This window comes from Arthrobacter sp. 9V, assembly GCF_902506065.1.
In the GTDB taxonomy this organism is placed as follows: Bacteria; Actinomycetota; Actinomycetes; order Actinomycetales; family Micrococcaceae; genus Arthrobacter.
Window position 1 is genome coordinate 771,048 of the sequence record NZ_LR732912.1, and the last position, 19,242, is coordinate 790,289.

Below are 19,242 nucleotides of genomic sequence, written 5' to 3' on the forward strand. Positions count from 1 at the left end.
ATGAGCAACGACGTCGAACCTGAAGTGAATGACCGCCAGATTCCCGTGGCGCTGTCCAGCGCGTCCGTATACCCCCTGAGCGTCCATGACGCCTTCGCTGTGGCGCAGGACCTGGGGTATGAGGGCGTTGAGGTGATGGTCACCAACAACGCGGTGAGCCAGAACCCTGATGCCCTGATCCAGCTGAGCCACCGCTACCACCAGGAGATTGTCTCCATCCACGCGCCCACCTTGTTGTTGACGCAGCAGGTGTGGGGCACGGCGTGGAACAAGATTGAGAAGTCCTGCCAAATGGCCGCGGACGTCGGATGCGACACCGTGGTGGTTCACCCGCCGTTCCGCTGGCAGTCCAATTACGCGGAGAACTTTGTGGAAGGCGTCCGCGAAATCGCGGCGCGTTACCGGGTGCGGATCGCCGTGGAGAACATGTACCCGTGGCGGGTCCGTGGGCGCGAGGCTGTGGCGTACCTGCCGCACTGGGACCCGCTGGGCCAGGATTACGACGACGTCACGTGGGACTTCTCGCACGCCGCCACAGCCGGGGCCAACAGTCTGGAAGCCATCAAGGCGCTCGGAAGCAAGCTCCGTCACGTGCACCTCACCGACGGTTCGGGCTCCGGCAAGGACGAGCACTTGGTGCCTGGCACTGGTACGCAACAGTGCGCCGACGCCCTGCAGCACCTGGCCGCCACTGGTTTTGACGGCGTCGTAGTGGCTGAGATTTCAACGCGCAAGGCCAAGGTTGCAGGCGAGCGTGAGGAAATGCTGGCTGAAACCCTGCGTTTTGCCCGAAAGCACCTCAGCGTCCCATCGCTGCGCTCTGTAGATAACTAGCGCCCACTCTTTCCCGCGCTTGTTCGTCTGACCCGCCCTGCAAGGGCGAGTCGGGCCAACAAGTGCGGGATTCGGGCGGGCCAAGCCAATCGGAAGGCTTAAAAAGCGAAAGCACCGGCGGCCGAATCGGGAAATGGGGGAAAACCCGCCCGGCCACCGGTGCTGCTGGCGGACATCCCCATGCCCGCCTTCATCACTCGCACCCTCAATGAGGTAACTACCAAGCTACGGACCAAGAATGAGTGCTGCCTGCAATAACCTTGGGAGCAAGCTGGGAATCCGAAACCTGTTAGACCCCGTCCATGGCCAACTGCAATGATGGAGCCATGAGCAACCGAATCGCATTCCTTGGCTGTGGATCCATGAACGAGGCAATTCTGGGAGGACTTGTAGCGGCCGGGACAGACCCGTCGGACATTGTCGCTACCGTCCGCCGTGCAGAACGCGCCGACGAACTGGCCCAGCGCCACGGCGTCATGGCCATTGCAGGCGAGGAAGAGCCGGACAACAACAAGCTGGCCACCAAAGGCTCGGGAATGGTCATACTGGGCGTCAAGCCGGTAGGCATCCTGGATTTGGCCCGCGAGATCAGCCCTGCGCTGTCGAAGGAAACCATTGTTGTCAGCGTCGCGGCGGCAGTCTCCATCGCCCAACTCGAAGCGGCGCTGCCGGACGGGCAGCCGGTGATCCGCACCATGCCCAACACCCCTGCGCGGTTGGGCCGCGGCGTCATTTCAGTCTCCCCGGGTACCCATTGCACGCCCGAGCAGCTCGAAACGGCCAAGAAGGCGTTGGCGGGGGCAGGCACGGTGGTGGAGATTCCTGAAGAGCAGGTTGATGCGCTCTCCGCCATCAGCGGTTCCGGTCCGGCCTACGCGTTCTACCTTGCCGAGGCCATGGCGGCTGCCGGCGTCGAGCTTGGTCTGGACCAGGAATTGTCCGTGATGCTTGCCCGTGAAACTGTTGCAGGCGCCGGCTTCATGCTGGCCGAACCAGGCGCGGACCCCTCAGCCCTGCGCATCGCCGTCACAAGCCCCAACGGCACCACGGAGCGGGCCATCATGGCCTTCGACGACGGCGGCATCCCCAAGATCATTGCCGACGGCGCGCGCGCGGCGGCAGCCCGGGCAGCAGAAATCACCAAGCAGCTCGGCTGACCCGGGTTTTTGTACAGCTAATGCCCTTAAGGGGGCATCTAAAGGGCGTTGGCTGTACAAAAACTCCAGTTGGACTACGGCCGCGCTGCGAAGCGCTCCAGCAAGTCCACGTGTCCGGACACGATCAACATGTCGTGGCCGGACACCTTGGTTTCCGGCCGCGCGTAGGTGAAGTCCTCGCCGGGCGTCTTCACGCCAACGATCGTCACGCCATACTTCGAGCGGACCTTGGATTCCTCCAGCGTGAAGCCCACCGTTTCCTTGGGCGGGTACATTTTGACGATCGCGTAGTCGTCGTCGAACTCAATGAAGTCCAGCATTCGTCCGGACACCAGGTGGGCTGCCCGCACCCCGGCGTCGGCTTCCGGGTAGATCACGTGGTTGGCGCCGATCCGGGTGAGGATCTTGCCGTGGGACGGGGTGATTGCCTTGACCCAGAGGTGTTGGATGCCCAAGTCCACCAGGTTCACGGTAATGAGCACGGAGGACTCGATGGAGGTACCAACACCCACCACCGCTGAGCTGAATTCCTGGGCGCCCAGCTGGCGCAGCGCATCAATATTGGTGGCATCGGCTTCCACCACGTGGGTGAGCACAGGTGCCCACTTCTGGACGAGGGTGCGGTCGCGCTCAATGGCCAGGACCTCGCGGCCTTGCTTGACCAGCTGCTCAGCGGTGGCGGATCCAAACCGGCCAAGTCCAATGACCAGCACTGGTGAGTTGTGGGCGGGGCGGTTTGCGGCCCCTGTGCTACTAGCCAATGATTGGCCTCTCTTCCGGGTAGTGGTACAGCTGACTGCGTTGGCGCAAGGCCAACCCGGCCGCCAGGGTTACGGTGCCCACGCGGCCGGCGAACATCAGGGCTGTCAGGACGTAAACGCCCGACGGCGGCAGCTCGGCACTGAGGTTGGTGCTGAGTCCAACGGTGGCGAAGGCAGAAATGGATTCGAAAAGCACCCTGTCCAGTGAGGCGCCGCTGATGGAGAGCAACAGGAATGCCGCCACCGACACCAAGGTGGCTCCGGCTACGATCACGGAGATGGCCACCCGCATGGTCCCTTGGGGAATGGTGCGTCCGTAAACCTTCACATCGGCGTCGCCGCGGGCCTCGGCCATGATGGCCAGGAACATGACGGCGATGGTGGTCACTTTGATGCCGCCGGCGGTGGAGGCAGAGCCGCCACCGGCAAACATCAGGGCATCGGTGAGGAGCATGGTGGTGGATTCCATATGGTTCTGGTCCACCAGGTTGAAGCCGCCTGATCGGGTCATGACGGAAGCAAACAGGGAATGGGTGATCTTGTCGCCAAGGTTCATGTGGGCGATTGTCCGCACGTTGTCCCACTCCATGGACGCCCACAGGACCGTGCCCGCAGCGAGCAGGATGAAGGAGACCTGAATGGTGAGCTTGGTGTGCAGGTTCCACTTTTTCCAGTTGAGCCCGTTCTGCTGCAGCACCATCACCACGGGGAATCCAAGGCTGCCGAGGAAGACGCCCAGCATCAGCGGAATAAGGATCCAAAGATCGGTCTCGTAGGGGACGATGCCATCCGAGTGCGGGGTGAATCCGGCGTTGTTGAACGCGGAGATCGAATAGAAAACGCCATGCCACACGGACTGCCAGAAGCTCTCACCGAGCACCATGAAACGGGGAATCAGCACAATGGCCAAGGCCCCTTCGATGACCACTGAGGTTACGATCACGATCCGGAGCAAGGTACCAACTTCACCAAGCCTGCCCGCGTTGTTCATGGCTTCCTGGGCGATGAGTTTGCCGCGAACGCCCAGCCTTTTGCTGACCATGAGTGCCAGCAGGGAAGCCAGTGTCAGCGTGCCGAGGCCGCCAACGAAGATGCCGATCAGGATGACCAGCTGACCAAAGAAGGTCCAGTGCGTGGCGGTGGAAACTACTGTCAGTCCCGTGACGCAGACGGCGGAGACCGCTGTGAACATGGACTGGTGCAGGGGAGTGGCCGTGCCGGCCGTGGAAGCGGCGGGCAGGGATAGCAACCCTGTGAAAACCAGGATCACCACGGCAAAGACGGTCAACGCCAAACGCGCGGGTGAAGTGTTGGCGATGTTGTCGACGAAGTCACGCACGCGCGTGAAGATCCATAGACCTTCCCGCTCCTGCTGGTTGGGTTGCCAGTTGGTCGGGCTGGTGGACCGCGACTGGCTTTGAGACATGGCGCTCTTCCTCGGTTGAACAAGCTTTCCTGAGTAGTAAACCACTATTCCCGCGACGTAACCGGGCGGACGGGTACTCCGGGCTCAGGTAGCCTGTTCTGGATGAACTCACGGCTTGGAACAACAGCTTCCAGCATTACGCGGTCCGCACTGCCAACGACGGTGGTGTGGGATCCAGCCATGACTGCTTACAACTTTGGCCCGGGACATCCCATGGCGCCGCAGCGGCTTGAGCTGACAGCGCGGCTTGCCGAATCCCTGGGCCTTTTCAACCACAACCATGTGGCGGTCCAAGCGCCGACGGTAGCCACCGACGTCGAACTTTTTTCCGTACACAGCCGTGAATATGTTCAGGCCGTACGCCGGGTCAGTGCTGACCCTTCCGCACCGGAGGCGGACCGCGGGCTGGGTACCGAGGATGATCCTGCGTTCGCCGGCATGCACGAGGCCAGTGCCCGTCTGGCCGGCGGTTCGCTGCTGGCTGCGGAGACCATCCTGAGCGGCCAGGCAGTCCGCGCTGTGAACTTCAGCGGCGGAATGCACCACGCAGCGCGTGAGCGTGCCAGCGGTTTTTGTGTTTATAACGACGTCGCCTTGGCCATCCAACGGCTTCTCGACGGCGGCGTGAAACGTGTGGTGAGCATCGACGTCGACGCCCATCACGGCGATGGCACGCAGAGCATTTTCTGGAACGACCCCCGCGTCATGACCATCAGCCTGCACGAGACCGGCCTCACCCTCTTTCCCGGGACCGGTTTTGCCAATGAAACCGGCGGTCCCAGTGCGCTTGGAACGGTGGTCAACGTTGCGCTCCCTGCTTACACAGGGGATGCGGCCTGGTTGCGGGCTTTCCACGCAGTGGTCCCGCAGCTCGTGGGGGCGTTCCAACCCGAAGTCATTGTTAGCCAGCACGGATGCGACTCCCACCGGGATGACCCCCTGACGCACCTGAACCTCAGCGTGGACGGACAGCGTGAGGCAGCGTCCGCCGTCGCCGGCCTTGCAGCCCGTTACTGCGAGAACCGTTGGATCGCTACCGGCGGGGGCGGGTACGACGTGACTGGCGTTGTGCCGCGGGCCTGGAGCCATTTGATAGGTATGGTGACCCAGCGCCCGGTTCCGCTCCGCACGCCGGTTCCTGAAGCGTGGCGGGCATATGTGAAGGAAACCTACGGCGTGTGGGCCCCGGAGTCCATGGGCGATGACGTGGACGTCTGGTGGCGGTCCTGGGAGGTGGGCTACGATCCCGCGGACGAGGTTGACCGCACCGTTATTGCCACACGCAAAGAGATCTTCCCCCTCTATGGCCTGGACCCGTGGTTCGACTAAGCGTTCCGTGGTTCGGCTGAGCGTTCCCCGATGCGGCTGCGCGCTTGTAGCGCCACGAAACAGGGATGCCAATTGGCGTATATGTCGCTAGGGTGGGAGGCATGGTGACTGACGACGTATTTGCCGTCATAGCTGAGGCAACCAGGCGCGATATCCTGGTCTCCCTCCGCTCTGGGGATAAAGCTGTAGGCGAATTGGTGGAGGAACTGGCTGCGAGCCAGCCCACTATCTCCAAGCACTTGAAAGTGCTCCGTGAGGCGGATCTCGTCAGCATGCGCGCTCAGGGCCAGAAGCGCTTCTATGCGCTGAATCCCAAGCCGCTCGCCGGCGTCGCCAGCTGGCTGGAAACGTTCGACGTCGGCACCCCGGCTCCCGCCGTCGTCGCGCCTTCCGAAACGCCAGCCGCGGCAGAGCCCGCAGTGGTAAAGCCCGCTACGGTAGAGCCTGCCACAGCTGAACCCACCACCACTGTTGCTCCCGCTGCGGAAGTTCCGGCCAACCGGGCGGATGCCGTAGGGCAGGCGGTGAGGGTCCACGCGAGCGGGACCCCGGTCTCCCTGGACCCGGCCTCGGACGATACTGTTCCCCAGCAGATTGGCCGCACCGTTGGCCGTGCTGCCACTAAGGCAGCTGACCTTCTGGCTAATCTCCCGAACTTGCCCAACCTCCCGAAATTCGGCCGTAAGCGATAGTTGAACCCGAGTTAACGTGATCCTCCTCACATTGTGAGTTGTTGTTAACCTGCAGCTTCCTTGAGTTTTCAACGATTTTCTACAGTTGTGTTAACTCAGCGATGGTGGTCACATTGGCTTCGGATGGAGATCCCACCTCCCTCGGTGCAACCATGAGCGGGACTGATCGTCTCGCCGCTGGCCGGCGCACTGAGGATAGGAAGACGCATGGATTCAAGGCTCGAAGCTGTCCGCGACACTGTGTTGGCGCGGAACCCGGGGGAGAAGGAATTCCACCAGGCCGTAACCGAGGTCTTCGAAAGCCTTGGTCCTGTCCATGATCGTCACCCTGAGTTCCTCGAAGGTGCCGTTCTGGAACGCCTTTGCGAGCCGGAGCGCCAGATCATCTTCCGCGTCCCGTGGACCGACGACGCCGGCCGCGTCCACGTAAACCGGGGCTTCCGGGTGGAGTTCAACTCCGCCCTGGGCCCGTACAAGGGCGGGCTCCGTTTCCACCCCTCGGTGTATTTGGGAATCGTGAAGTTCCTTGGTTTCGAGCAGATCTTCAAGAATGCGCTCACCGGCATGCCAATCGGTGGCGGCAAGGGTGGCTCGGACTTCGATCCCCGCGGACGTTCAGACGCCGAAATCATGCGCTTCTGCCAGTCCTTCATGACCGAGCTGTACCGCCACATCGGCGAGTACACCGACGTCCCTGCCGGCGATATTGGTGTGGGCGGACGCGAGATCGGCTACCTCTTCGGCCAGTACAAGCGCATCACCAACCGCTATGAATCCGGGGTCCTCACGGGCAAAGGCATCTCGTGGGGCGGTTCCTTGGTTCGTCCGGAGGCCACCGGTTACGGCACAGTGATCTTCGCGCAGGAGATGCTCAAAACCCGTGGACAGTCCTTCGACGGGCAGCGCGTGGTGGTCTCCGGCTCCGGCAATGTGGCCATCCATGCGATCGCCAAGGCCCAAGCGCTCGGTGCCACGGTTGTTGCCTGTTCGGACTCCGCCGGTTACATCGTGGACGAGGCGGGGATCGACGTCGCGCTTCTGAGCCGGATCAAGGAAGTGGAGCGCGGGCGCCTCACTGAGTACGCCGCGCGTCGTTCCGGAGCCAGCCACGTGGCCGGGGGTTCAGTCTGGGATGTGAACGGCACTGTGGCTTTGCCCTGCGCCACGCAGAACGAGCTCGACGGCGATGCCGCCGCCAAACTGGTCAGCAATGGCCTCATTGCCGTGGCCGAGGGTGCCAATATGCCCTCCACCCGCTCAGCTGTTTCAGTCTTCCAAAAGGCCGGAATCCTCTTTGGGCCGGGCAAGGCGGCCAATGCCGGGGGTGTTGCTACCTCTGCGCTGGAAATGCAGCAGAACGCCAGCCGTGACTCGTGGTCCTTCGAGCACACGGAACAGCGCCTCACCGAGATCATGGTGGGCATTCATGACCGCTGCGCCCAGACTGCCGACGAATACGGTGCTCCCGGAAACTACGTGGTGGGCGCCAACATTGGGGGGTTCGTCAAGGTTGCCGACGCCATGCTGGCCCAGGGCCTGATCTAACACCCCTTCACCCAACTAGGGGACAGCACCTGTCGCAATGAACGTCCATTGCGACAGGTGCTGTCCCCTACTTGGGTGCGGTTAGCGCTGCAGCAGCCGCACGTGGTCCGGGTTCAGGTCCGACACCTTGCTCACGCCCAGCAGTGCCATGGTGCGGGTCATGTCTTTCTCCAGGATTTGGATGGTGCGGTCCACGCCCTCGCGTCCACCGGCCATGAGTCCATAGAGGTAGGCGCGGCCGATTAGGGCGAAATCGGCTCCCAGAGCCAGTGCCGCCACGATGTCCGCGCCGCTCATGATGCCTGTGTCCAGGATGACCTCAGCGTCACTGTTGTCCGCTTTCAGTGCCGTGGTGACTTCCGGCAGCAGGTGGAACGGGATGGGTGCGCGGTCCAGTTGGCGGCCGCCGTGGTTGGACAGGATGATGCCGTCCGCGCCGTGGTCAACAACGCGCCGGGCGTCTTCCACGGTTTGGATGCCCTTGACCACCAGCTTGCCCTTCCACGTTTCGCGGAGCCAGTCCAGGTCCTCGTAGGTCAGGGTGGGGTCGAACATGGAGTTGATGAGGTCTGCCACGGTGCCGGTGTAACGCGAGAGCGAGGCGAACGTCAGGGGTTCGTGCGTGAGGAAGTTGAACCACCAGGCCGGGCGGTACGAGGCGTCCAGAACGGTTTTGATGGTCAGTGCCGGCGGGATGGTCATGCCGTTACGGACATCCCGCAGGCGGGCGCCGGCTACGGCTGTGTCCACGGTGACCATGAGGGTGTCGTTGCCGGCTTTGGCGGCGCGTTCGATCAGTTCGAGCGAGCGGTCGCGGTCCGTCCACAGGTACAACTGGAACCAGTTGCGACCGTTCGGGGCGGCGGTGGCAACGTCCTCGATGGAAGCTGTGCCCATGGTGGACAGGGTGTAGGGGATTCCGGCAGCTTCAGCGGCCTGCGAGCCTGCGTATTCGCCCTCCGACTGCATCATGCGGGTGAAACCCGTGGGCGCAATGCCGAATGGAAGGCGGGATTCCTTGCCCAGAATGTCTGTGCGGAGATCGATCTTGGACACGTCGCGCAGGATGCCCGGGCGGAACTCGATGTCCTGGAACGCCCGGCGTGCGCGGCGGAGCGTGATCTCTTCCTCTGCTGCACCGTCCGTGTAGTCAAACGGTGCCTGCGGGGTGCGACGCTTGGCCATGTCCCGCAGTTCCCAGATGGTGCTGGCGCGCCTGAGTCGCGCGGTCTTGCTGAATTCGGGCTTCTTGAACTGCATCAGCGGCGCGAGGTCCGAGACCTTTGGGACGCGTCGCTTCAGTGCCGGTGGCTGCACGACGGCGGGTGTCGGCTGTGGCGGGCGGCTCACGTCTTGATCGCTCCCGGCATTGGCGGGCGCAGCTGTGATCTTGGGGTCGAGGGTGTCGGTCATGCGGTTCTCCCTTGAATTCTGTGGTCCAGCCTCTGTGGTCTAACCACACTGTAATCCATGTGGTTGGACCACATCAACTAGTATTCCGATATGCGTACCCACGAGTTGGTCCTCCAATGGATCGAGAAGCAGCTGTCCGATGGAGACCTCGCCCTGGGCGGGCGCTTGCCGGGAGAGCGTGCCATGGCCGAGCAGCTGAAGGTTTCCCGGACCTCGGTGCGGGAGGCGGTACGGATACTTGAGGCCATGGGTGTGGTCCGCGCCGGGGTGGGCTCGGGGAAGGATGCCGGAACCGTGGTGATCGCCGAGCCGGGCTCCGCCCTCGGTTCCACCCTTCGACTGCACGTGGCAACGCGACACCTGCCCGTGGCGGACATCGTGGAGACGCGCGTACTGCTGGAATCCTGGGCGGCGGAACGTGCTCACGTGGGAGTTCCGGCGTTGGAGGAAGCCGCGGACCTTCTGGATCAGATGGATACCGCCCCGGACATCGACGCCTTCCTGGCCCTGGATGCGCGTTTCCATGTGGCCCTGGCCCATGCGGCGGGGAACTCGGTGGTGAGCGCCATGATGGCTTCACTCCGGGGTGCGATCGAGAATTACGCGGGTGAGCTCACGGGAAATCTCCCCGACTGGAACGCGACATCCACCAGGCTTCGGGCTGAGCACCGCGCCATCCTCGCCGCCGTGAACAGTCACGACGGCGCCAAGGCAGCTGAGCTTGTTGCCGCGCACATTCAGGGCTTCTACAAAGAAGCCGGAGTGGGCTCGAATCCCTCGCCGAAGTGACACTTAATGCCAATGTTCACGCGGAACATTGGCATTAAGTGTCAACTCGCGTGCTTGAGGGCCGGCGCCCCGGTGCTCTTGCGGATCTCCACCCTGGGGGAGAACTCATCCTGCGCCTGGGTGGCAGCTTCGCCGGCCTGCTGAATCTGTTCCCGCATCCTCCGCCAGGCCAGGCTTCCAAGCTCGTTGATGGGCACCGCTGCCGTGGTCAGCGGGGGAGTGGTGTATTTGGCGAACGGGATGTCGTCGAAGCCCGTCACGGAGATGTCCTCCGGGACGCGGATCCCACGCTCGTGCAGACCGCTGAGCAAGCCCATGGCCACGAGGTCATTGAAGGCCAGGACTCCGGTGGCACCACTGGAAATGATGGCTTCAGTGGATTCGTGGCCGGAGTCGAAGTTGGAGCCGCCGTAAAGCATCTGCAACTCGATTTCCGGGTGTTCCGTCCGGAACTGGTCCAGGCCAACAAGGCGTTGGCGGTTGGACGCACTGTGCTCGGGGCCGGAGAGGAACACCAGGCGGCGGTGGCCAAGGGTGACCAGATGCCGGGCGAGCTCCTGGATGCCCTGCCCGTAGTCCACGCTCAGGCTCGGAGTGTTGGTGGCGATGGTGGTCCGGTTGATCAAAACCAGCGGGTGCAGGGTGGGTGCCAGCTCTTCCAGCTCGGCATCGCTCATGCGTGGAGCGCAGAGCACCACGCCATCACAACGGCGCCTGGCCTCGCCGGCGAGGATGGCTTCCTCGCTGGTAACTTCCGAGGAATCAGCAATGAGGACGCGGTAGCCATCTTGGGCCGCGGCGATGCTGAGGCCGCGGAGGATGGCCTGAAAAGTGGGGTTGGCCAGGTCCGGAACCACTATCCCGATTGTGTCTGTCTTGCCGAGTGCAAGGCTGCGCCCCACGGGATTGGGCTGGTACTTCAATTCGACAGCGGCGGCTCGAACCCGTGCAGCGATGCCGGGATCCACGGCGGCATTACCGTTCATGACGCGGGAGACCGTGGCGTGTGAAACGCCCGCCTTCTCTGCAACATCGGCTATGCCGACGCGCCTGTTGGTGTTCCTGCGTGCCATGTGGCCCCTTCCCATTGCCCGCCCCCCGAATGCTCCGTCGTTGGAGCAGTGGTTGACGTGACCACCAGAGTCTTGATACAAAGCTTATAACGCTCTGAGAAAACGCTTTCTCATGATTCTTCCCATACGAAGCCGGGCCGTCAAGCGGTTCACTCCTGCCTTTCTGAAAGGGGCATCTCTCATGGCCAACATGGTCAACGTCGACTCAGCCGAGACCCGGACCGAATCCGCCACACCCACGGTCCGGACTGAACGCCCACACCGGACCCGGATTGCCCTCATTGGAACCGGGGGTCGCTCGGAGATGTACATCCGGGCCATCTATGGGCAGCACGCAGACGTTGCTGAACTTGTTGCGCTCTCCGACGTCAATCAGGGCCGGGTGGACTTCTACCAGGACCTAATCAAGGAGCTCGGCGGAACAGAACCGGTAGCTTCCTTCGCGCCGGGGGAACTCACCAACTTCATCCAGGCCAACGGCATTGAGCGAGTCATCGTCACGACGCCCGACTACACCCACGCGGACTACATCGTTGAAGCGCTCGAGGCGGGTGCCGACGTCGTGGTTGAAAAGCCGCTGACCATTGATGTGGAGGGTTGCCGCCGCATCACCGAGGCCGTGGCGAAGACCGGCAAAAACGTGGTGGTGACGTTCAACTACCGCTACTCACCGCGCAACAGTGCACTCAAGGAAATCATCCAGAATGGCGTGATCGGCAAGGTCACGTCCGTGGACTTCAGCTGGGTGCTCGATACTGTGCACGGCGCTGACTACTTCCGCCGCTGGCACCGCGAAAAGAAGAACTCCGGCGGCCTGCTCATCCACAAGGCTTCCCACCACTTCGACCTGGTCAACTGGTGGATCAATGATGTTCCGGAGCGTGTTTTCGCGTCCGGCGGCCTGCGCTTCTACGGCGACAAGAACGCCGCCGAGCGTGGCCTGGGCGCGCGTCCGGAACGCGGAACCGTAGACGGCCTTGAGCACGATCCGTTCCGCTTGGACATGCGTGAAGACGAGCGCCTGAAAGCCCTGTACCTGGATAACGAGAAGTTCGATGGCTACATCCGGGACCAGGACGTCTTTACCGAAGGCATCACCATTGAGGACAACCTCGCGCTGGTAGTGGACTATCAGGGTGGTTCCACCCTGAGCTACTCCCTGAACGCCCACAGCCCGTGGGAAGGCTACCGCGTCACCGTCAACGGCACTGAAGGCCGGGCCGAGCTCGAGGTGGTGGAACGTGCCGCCGTCGAGACCAGCACGGACAAGAAAACCGTGGTGGATCCGAGCGCCACTCCCATTGAGGAAGAGGACGCCGTGCGCCGGAACGGCGAGCGCCTGGTGGTTCAGCGCCACTGGGAAGCGGCCTATGAAGTTCCCATCATCAATGGGGAAGGGGGCCATGGCGGCGGTGACAACCTGCTTCTTTCGGATCTTTTCAACGGCCCGGGTGTTGATCCGCTGGGCCGTCCGTCCGGCTATATTGACGGCCTCCGCTCGGTGTCTGTGGGCATCGCTGGAAACAAGTCCCTGGATACTGACCTTCCCGTCCGCATCAGTGAGCTTGGCCTCGGCGCCGATCTCAGCCGCGGCCAGGCGTGACCGTCCACTACCCGAGCAAGGAAAAGACCATGAGCAGGATTTTTGTCACCGGCGGTTCCGGCCGGCTCGGCCGCAGCGTAGTGGCCGGTCTCGCCGAGGCGGGGCACACGGTGATTTCGGTTGACCGCGACGCCATTCCGGCAGGGCAGCTGCCGGCGGGGGCGGAACAGCACACCGCCGATCTTCTGGCGCCGGGGGAAGCGGAGCGGCTGATCCGCGAAACAGCGCCCGACGCCGTGATCCACCTCGCTGCTATTGCGGTGCCTTTCAGCGCACCCGAGGATGTCATATTCAGCACGAACACCCGCCTCGCCTATGCGGTGGTCAGTGCGGCCACCGACGCCGGTGTTCCGAAGATCGTGACGGCGTCCAGTCCCACCGCCCTTGGCTATGGTTCACCGGCGGGTTGGTTGCCGCCGTCGTTCCCTCTGAACGAGCAGACGCCGCCCAAGCCGTGGAACGCGTACGCGCTGTCCAAGCTGATCGCCGAGCAGACCGTGCAGATGTTCGCTGCAGCGCAGGGCACCAGGATCAGGTACGCGGCGTTCCGTCCGTGCTATGTGATTTCCCCGGAGGAGTGGGAGGGGGCGTTGACGCAGCAGGGACATACGGTCCGGGATCGGCTGCAGGATCCGGCACTGTCCGCGCCGGCCCTCTTCAACTATGTGGATGCGCGGGATGTGGCCGGCTTCCTTGACGTGTTGTTGGAGAAGATGCATTCCATCCCCAACGGCGAGGTGTTCTTTGTAGGTGCGAAGGATGCTTTGGCTACTGCACCCCTGGCTGAGTTGTTCCCGCGGTTCCTGCCCGGCAGCGCGCCCCTCACCGCACACCTGACCGGCACCAGCCCGGCGTTCTCCATCGACAAAGCCCGTGAGCTGCTGGGTTGGGAACCGAAGCGCACTTGGCGTACTGAACTTACGCCGCCGTTCGAGGGCGAAGACACAGCATCAAGCGAACAAGCAGCACTCAATGACGAGATCCACGCCGGCCTGGTCCCGGCGGGAGCAACCAAGGAGACACCATGAACTTTGACGGCGTACTATTCTTTCCCGTCACCCCCTTCGCTGAAGACGGCACCGTGGATGTTGCGTTGCTGAAGGAGCACATCACTTCCCGGCTGCCGTTCGGTCCGGGCGGCGTGTTCCCCGCGTGCGGCACCGGCGAATTCCATGCGCTCTCCATCGATGAGATCCGCACTGTGGTGACTGCCGCCGTCGAGGCCGTTGCGGGAGCCGTTCCTGTGGTCTCAGGTGCCGGCGGACCTTTGGGCCACGCAATCGCGGCTGGGAAGGTGGCTGAGGAAGCCGGTGCGGATGCGTTGCTGGTGCTCCCGCCGTACCTGGTCACCGGGCCCACCGACGGTGTGGTGGCCTACGTGGAAGCTATCGCCGCGGCAAGCAGCCTGCCGGTGATCGTGTACCACCGCGGCACGGCCAAGTTCACTGCCGATGCCATCACCCGTCTTACCGCCAACCCGAAGGTGGTGGGCTTCAAGGACGGAATCGGCGATGTGGGCCTGGCCCAGGAAATCGTCTCCGCGATCAACGCCAGCGGGCGCACCGACTTCGCACTCTTCAATGGCCTGCTGACCGCAGAGCTGACCCAGGGCGCGTACCGCGGCCTTGGCATACCCCTCTATTCCTCCGCTGCGTTTGCCATGGCACCGGAAATCGCCAAGGCCTACTACGACGCGTACGTCTCCGGCGATGAAGACCGCCGCAACGCGCTCCTTGAGGGCTTCTACGCTCCGCTGGTCCGTCTCCGCGACCAGACCCCGGGCTTCGGTGTCTCCCTCATCAAGGCCGGGCTTCGCCTGGCCGGCTTGCCGGTGGGCCCGGTTCGTCCGCCCCTGGTGGACCCTTCCGAGGAACAACTGCTGGAGCTCAAGTCCATCCTGGCCAAGGGCCACGAGCTGGCCGGCAGCTGATGCCGGCCCGCATCACGGGCCTCACCACCCGGCTGATCACGGTCCCGCTGCTGCGCAGCTGGGGTGCTGAGGCGCCAGAGAACCACGTCATTGTCACCGAACTAACCACCGACGACGGCGGCACGGGCCACGGTTTCTCGTGGACACCCACCATTGGTCCACAGGCAGTGAAGGCTCTCCTGGAACATGACATCGCGCCGTTCATTGCGGGTTTGGAAGCCAACCCGGAGATCGTGTGGGATCAGCTCTGGAAGCGGCTGCACGAGGCAGGCGGGGGAGGCCTCACCACCATTGCCATGGCCGGAGTGGACCTGGCCCTGTGGGACTTGAAGGCATGGCAGGCGGGCACGTCCGTGACAGGACTTCTTGGCCGGCGACACGATTCCGTGGAGGTCTATGGCTCCGGTGTGAACCTGCATTACAGCCTGGAGCAGCTGGTGGAGCAGGCCCGGCGATGGGTTGCCGCGGGGCATAACGCCGTGAAGATCAAGGTGGGCAAAGCCGAGCTCCGGGAAGACGCCGAACGGGTTGCCGCTGTCCGGCAAGTCATTGGCCCGGACCGCTTGCTCATGATCGATGCCAACCAGCGTTGGGACCTCGCCCATACGTTCCGTGCCCTGGAAGTTTTGGGGGAATACGGGTTGGAATGGCTCGAAGAACCACTCCGTGCCGACGACCTCTGGGCCTACCGGCGGCTGCGCAAGCACTCGCCCGTGCCCATCGCCCTGGGTGAGAACGTCCACACCATCTACCGGTTCCGCGACTTCATCGAAGCCGAGGCCGTGGACATCATCCAGCCCAACATTGTCCGCGTGGGCGGCATCACCCCCTTCCGGAGGATCGTTGAGTTGGCCCGCGCCAACAGCATCAGGGTGGCGCCACACCTGCTCCCGGAACTCTCCGGGCAGCTGGCACTCACCCTTGCCGACGCCGTGAGCGTGGAGGACGTGGAAGATGCGTCCTTCGAGCAGCTCGGCATCCTGGCCGGGCCCTCGCCGGTGAAGATCAGCAACAGCACCGGCAAAAGCCGTCTCAGCAGCACAGACCGTCCCGGGCTTGGCTTCGAATTCGCCGGAAAGGCTGCACAACTGCCCGCAATTGAGAGCGCCGTCCCAGAGAGTGGCGTCCCAGAGAGCGCTGGCCCCGAAATCGCCGTCCCCGACAGCAAAGGAAACTGCATTGAGTACAGCAACTCTTGACCTGACAGCCATCACCGCAGCAGCCACGGAAGCGGCCAAGGTGACTGCAGCAGCATCCGACGCCGAGCGCGCCGCCTGGCTGACCGCCGTCGCCGACTCCTTGGACGCCAACGTCACCGAACTGGTGGCGATCGCCGATTCGGAGACGAGCCTGGGCACTGTCCGGCTCACGGGCGAAGTAGCGAGGACCAGCGGGCAGTTGCGCCTGTTCGCGAACGTGATCACCGAGGGCTCGTACCTGGAAGCCGTCATTGATCACGCTGACCCCACGGCCACCCCGCCCAAGCCCGACCTTCGCCGCATCCTGCGTCCGATTGGCCCGGTAGCGGTGTTCTCGGCGTCGAACTTTCCATTCGCTTTCTCCGTAGCCGGTGGCGATACCGCGTCCGCCTTGGCTGTGGGTTGCCCGGTAGTGGTCAAAGCGCACTCGGGACATATCCGGCTCTCTGAGCGCACCGCCGAGATCGTCAGCGAAGCACTGGCCAAGGCCGGGGCTCCTGAAGGAATCTTTGCGTTGGTCAGTGGCCGCGAGGCCGGCACCGCCCTGGTTCAGGATCCTGCCATCAAGGCCGTGGGCTTCACCGGATCCATTCCGGGCGGACGCGCATTGTTCGATCTCGCGGCCTCCCGGCCGGAGCCCATCCCGTTTTACGGAGAGCTCGGCAGCCTGAACCCCGTGGTGATCACGGCGGACGCACTCGCGGAACGTGGACAGCAACTCGCCGCAGGCCTGGCGGGCTCGTTCACCATGGGTGCAGGCCAGTTCTGCACCAAGCCGGGGCTCGTGTTCATCCCGGCCGGCACGGACTTCGCGTCACACCTCGCTGAGGCCAGCAAGGGCAAGCCCACCGCTGCCATGCTCACCGAGCGCATCGCCGAGGCCTATCCGGACGGGCTGCGGAACGTGGCCGATCAGCCGGGTGTCGCCGTCGTTAGTGGCACGGTGCAGCAGGACAGCCTGGCCGACGGCGCCGCGCCCGTGGTGTTCTCCACCAGCGCTGCCAACGTGCTGGAACGCCCGGACGAACTGCTGGAGGAGTGCTTCGGCCCCACCACCTTGCTGATTGAGTATGCCAACCAGGAAGAACTGTCCGCGGCCCTGGCGAAGGTCCCGGGCAGTCTGACGGGCACCGTGCACGCCCAGCCCGGTGAAGACGTTTCCGCCCTCGTGGATCAGCTCAGCGGCTTGGCCGGACGGGTTCTGTTCGATGGCTGGCCCACGGGCGTCGCCGTGAACTGGGCACAGCAGCACGGTGGCCCCTACCCGGCCACCACGTCCCTGTTCACCTCCGTGGGCGCCACTGCAGTGCGCCGGTTCCAGCGTCCGGTGGCTTACCAGGACGCTCCGGAGACTGTCCTGCACCCGGCCCTGCACGACGCCAACCCGCTGGGAATTCCCCGGCGTGTGGACGGGGTCCTAACCCTCGGCTAACCCACCCCCGCTTACCCCCCCCCGCTTACCCAACTAGGTGCCATCGTGCCGACCTCGATGAGCGGGTAGTCCGCGTGCGGCCACACCTTCGTCAGGTCGAACGGGTTGAAGCGGTAGGTCGCGGCGTCCTCGTACGGCATGACCTGCACCTTGAGGGTCCAGCGCGGGAAGTCCCGACGCTCGATCGCGGCGTGCAGGTCACGGATGTGGAAGTCCGCGTCCTCACCGGCGATGCGGTCGGCGTCCTCCTGCGTCAGGGTCTTGTGGCCCTGCTCGGTGATGAAGTGGTACTTCACCCAGAAGCGCTCGCCGTCGGCGTTGATCCACTGGTAGGTGTGCGAGCCGAAGCCGTCCATCTCACGCCAGCTCGCCGGCAGACCGCGGTCGCCCATCAGCCACGTGACCTGGTGCGCCGACTCGGGCGACAGGGTCCAGAAGTCCCACTGCATGTCGTGGTCGCGCAGGTGCGAGCCGGGCAGACGCTTCTGCGAACGGATGAAGTCCGGGAACTTGATGCCGTCGCGGATGAAGAACACCGGGGTGTTGTTGCCGACGAGGTCGTAGTTGCCCTCGGACGTGTAGAACTTCAGCGCGAAGCCGCGGGGGTCGCGCCAGGTGTCGGGCGAGCCCTGCTCACCGGCGACGCTCGAGAACCGGGCGAGCATCTCGGTGGTCTGCCCGGGCTGCAGGAACGCGGCACGGGTGAAGCGCGAGACGTCCTGCGTGACGGTGAAGGTGCCGAAGGCGCCGCCGCCCTTGGCGTGCACGACACGCTCCGGGATGCGCTCACGGTTGAACTGGGCGNCTTCAGGAAGCTGTTGACAGCCTCTTCGACAACGGTCGTCGTGGCCGCCCCGTCACGGGTCCGGGTAACCGTCCTCTGAAGTCCCTGAGCGACATGCTCAAGGGCAAGCAGGGTCGTTTCCGCCAGAACCTGCTCGGCAAGCGTGTCGACTACTCGGGCCGTTCGGTCATCATCGTCGGCCCGCAGCTGAAGCTGCACCAGTGTGGTCTGCCCAAGCAGATGGCGCTGGAGCTCTTCAAGCCGTTCGTCATCAAGCGCCTGATCGACCTGTCGCACGCGCAGAACATCAAGTCGGCCAAGCGCATGGTCGAGCGTTCGCGTCCGCAGGTGTGGGACGTGCTCGAGGAGATCATCCGCGAGCGCCCCGTCCTGCTGAACCGTGCGCCGACGCTGCACCGTCTGGGCATCCAGGCGTTCGAGCCGCAGCTCGTCGAGGGCAAGGCCATCCAGCTCCACCCGCTCGTCTGTGCTGCGTTCAACGCGGACTTCGACGGTGACCAGATGGCCGTGCACCTGCCGCTGTCGGTCGAGGCCCAGGCCGAGGCACGCATCCTGATGCTCGCCTCGAACAACATCCTGAAGCCGTCCGACGGCCGCCCGGTGACCCTGCCCGCACAGGACATGATCATCGGTCTGCACCACCTCACGACCGTCCGCGAGGGCGCCGTGGGCGAGGGCCGTGCGTTCTCGTCGGTGGCCGAGGCGATCCTGGCGAACGACCAGCACACGCTGCACCTCAACGCGAAGGTGAAGATCCGCATGACGGGTGTCCACTTCGCCGAGGGTGAAGCCCCCGAGGGCTACGAGCAGGGCGACACGCTGCTGCTCGAGACGACCCTGGGCCGTGCGCTCTTCAACGAGACCCTGCCGGCGAACTACCCGTTCGTCCAGAAGGTCACCGACAAGGGTGTGCTCTCCGCGATCGTCAACGACCTCGCCGAGCGCTACTCCAAGACCGAGACGGCCGCTGCGCTGGACCGGATCAAGGACGCCGGCTTCTACTGGGGCACCCGCTCCGGTGTGACCGTCGCCCTGTCGGACGTCGTGACGCCTCCTCGCAAGAAGGAGATCATCGCGGGCTACGAGATCCAGGCCGCCAAGGTGCAGGGCGAGTTCGACAAGGGTCTGATCACCGACTCCGAGCGTCGCGCCGACCTGATCAAGATCTGGACCGAGGCCACCAACGAGATCGCACAGGAGATGCGGGACAACTTCCCCGTCGACAACACGATCAACCGCATGGTGTCGTCCGGT

Annotated in this window: 16 protein-coding genes and 2 pseudogenes; 12 read left to right on the top strand and 6 right to left on the bottom strand. The window is 63.9% G+C overall.

Annotation, left to right across the window (positions count from 1 at the left end):
- Complete coding sequence (locus BACI9J_RS03670; RefSeq protein WP_159733215.1) at positions 1–834, top strand: sugar phosphate isomerase/epimerase family protein; 834 nt, start codon at positions 1–3, stop codon at positions 832–834.
- Between the two features lie 326 nt (positions 835–1,160).
- Complete coding sequence (gene proC, locus BACI9J_RS03675; RefSeq protein ID WP_159733216.1) at positions 1,161–1,991, top strand: pyrroline-5-carboxylate reductase; 831 nt, start codon at positions 1,161–1,163, stop codon at positions 1,989–1,991.
- 74 nt (positions 1,992–2,065) lie between these two features.
- Here proC and BACI9J_RS03680 read toward each other — a convergent pair whose 3' ends face one another.
- The 3 genes from BACI9J_RS03680 to BACI9J_RS24260 are packed head-to-tail and all read right to left on the bottom strand — an operon-like array spanning position 2,066 to position 4,360.
- Entirely contained in the window at positions 2,066–2,704 is a 639-nt protein-coding gene (locus tag BACI9J_RS03680; RefSeq protein ID WP_011775951.1) for a potassium channel family protein, read from the bottom strand.
- A 40-nt stretch (positions 2,705–2,744) separates the two neighbouring features.
- Positions 2,745–4,178, bottom strand: coding sequence for a TrkH family potassium uptake protein (locus tag BACI9J_RS03685; RefSeq protein WP_159733217.1), 1,434 nt, complete (start codon positions 4,176–4,178; stop codon positions 2,745–2,747).
- Between the two features lie 44 nt (positions 4,179–4,222).
- Positions 4,223–4,360 (bottom strand): hypothetical protein, encoded by a 138-nt coding sequence (locus tag BACI9J_RS24260; RefSeq protein WP_236558382.1) that lies wholly within the window; start codon positions 4,358–4,360, stop codon positions 4,223–4,225.
- Between BACI9J_RS24260 and BACI9J_RS03690 the strand changes: the two genes are divergently transcribed.
- From BACI9J_RS03690 to gdhA, 3 genes are all read left to right on the top strand, one after another.
- A complete protein-coding gene (locus tag BACI9J_RS03690; protein WP_236558384.1) occupies positions 4,359–5,507 on the top strand; it encodes an acetoin utilization protein AcuC in 1,149 nt (382 codons plus the stop codon). The two genes, BACI9J_RS24260 and BACI9J_RS03690, sit on opposite strands and share 2 nt — an antisense overlap.
- Positions 5,508–5,608: 101 nt before the next feature.
- A complete protein-coding gene (locus BACI9J_RS03695; RefSeq protein ID WP_159733219.1) occupies positions 5,609–6,199 on the top strand; it encodes an ArsR/SmtB family transcription factor in 591 nt (196 codons plus the stop codon).
- Positions 6,200–6,406: 207 nt separating this feature from the next.
- Positions 6,407–7,744 carry an NADP-specific glutamate dehydrogenase gene (gdhA, locus tag BACI9J_RS03700; RefSeq protein WP_159733220.1) on the top strand — a complete coding sequence of 446 codons (1,338 nt, stop codon included), beginning with the start codon at positions 6,407–6,409 and terminating at the stop codon, positions 7,742–7,744.
- Between the two features lie 81 nt (positions 7,745–7,825).
- Here gdhA and BACI9J_RS03705 read toward each other — a convergent pair whose 3' ends face one another.
- Entirely contained in the window at positions 7,826–9,157 is a 1,332-nt protein-coding gene (locus BACI9J_RS03705) for an alpha-hydroxy acid oxidase (RefSeq protein ID WP_159733221.1), read from the bottom strand.
- A gap of 90 nt (positions 9,158–9,247) precedes the next feature.
- Between BACI9J_RS03705 and BACI9J_RS03710 the strand changes: the two genes are divergently transcribed.
- Positions 9,248–9,946, top strand: a complete 699-nt coding sequence (locus tag BACI9J_RS03710) for a FadR/GntR family transcriptional regulator (RefSeq protein ID WP_159733222.1) — start codon at positions 9,248–9,250, stop codon at positions 9,944–9,946.
- A 41-nt stretch (positions 9,947–9,987) separates the two neighbouring features.
- On the opposite strand, the gene BACI9J_RS03715 is transcribed toward BACI9J_RS03710, so the two are convergent.
- Complete coding sequence (locus BACI9J_RS03715; RefSeq protein ID WP_159733223.1) at positions 9,988–11,019, bottom strand: LacI family DNA-binding transcriptional regulator; 1,032 nt, start codon at positions 11,017–11,019, stop codon at positions 9,988–9,990.
- Between the two features lie 190 nt (positions 11,020–11,209).
- Here BACI9J_RS03715 and BACI9J_RS03720 point away from each other — a divergent pair, with 190 nt between their 5' ends.
- The 5 genes from BACI9J_RS03720 to BACI9J_RS03740 are packed head-to-tail and all read left to right on the top strand — an operon-like array spanning position 11,210 to position 17,183.
- A complete protein-coding gene (locus BACI9J_RS03720) occupies positions 11,210–12,622 on the top strand; it encodes a Gfo/Idh/MocA family protein (RefSeq protein ID WP_159736345.1) in 1,413 nt (470 codons plus the stop codon).
- A 29-nt stretch (positions 12,623–12,651) separates the two neighbouring features.
- Positions 12,652–13,650 carry an NAD-dependent epimerase/dehydratase family protein gene (locus BACI9J_RS03725; protein ID WP_159733224.1) on the top strand — a complete coding sequence of 333 codons (999 nt, stop codon included), beginning with the start codon at positions 12,652–12,654 and terminating at the stop codon, positions 13,648–13,650.
- Positions 13,647–14,552, top strand: coding sequence for a 5-dehydro-4-deoxyglucarate dehydratase (locus BACI9J_RS03730; RefSeq protein WP_159733225.1), 906 nt, complete (start codon positions 13,647–13,649; stop codon positions 14,550–14,552). Before BACI9J_RS03725 ends, BACI9J_RS03730 begins: the two co-directional genes overlap by 4 nt.
- Positions 14,552–15,751, top strand: coding sequence for a mandelate racemase/muconate lactonizing enzyme family protein (locus BACI9J_RS03735; RefSeq protein WP_159733226.1), 1,200 nt, complete (start codon positions 14,552–14,554; stop codon positions 15,749–15,751). Before BACI9J_RS03730 ends, BACI9J_RS03735 begins: the two co-directional genes overlap by 1 nt.
- On the top strand, positions 15,732–17,183 hold the full coding sequence (locus tag BACI9J_RS03740) for an aldehyde dehydrogenase (NADP(+)) (RefSeq protein ID WP_159733227.1): 1,452 nt from the start codon (positions 15,732–15,734) through the stop codon (positions 17,181–17,183). Before BACI9J_RS03735 ends, BACI9J_RS03740 begins: the two co-directional genes overlap by 20 nt.
- Before the next feature lie 41 nt (positions 17,184–17,224).
- Here BACI9J_RS03740 and BACI9J_RS03745 read toward each other — a convergent pair.
- Positions 17,225–17,987 (bottom strand): annotated as a pseudogene (locus tag BACI9J_RS03745) (catalase); the annotation flags it as partial.
- A gap of 1 nt (position 17,988) precedes the next feature.
- On the opposite strand from BACI9J_RS03745, the pseudogene BACI9J_RS03750 reads away from it, so the two are divergent.
- Positions 17,989–19,242 (top strand): annotated as a pseudogene (locus BACI9J_RS03750) (DNA-directed RNA polymerase subunit beta'); the annotation flags it as partial.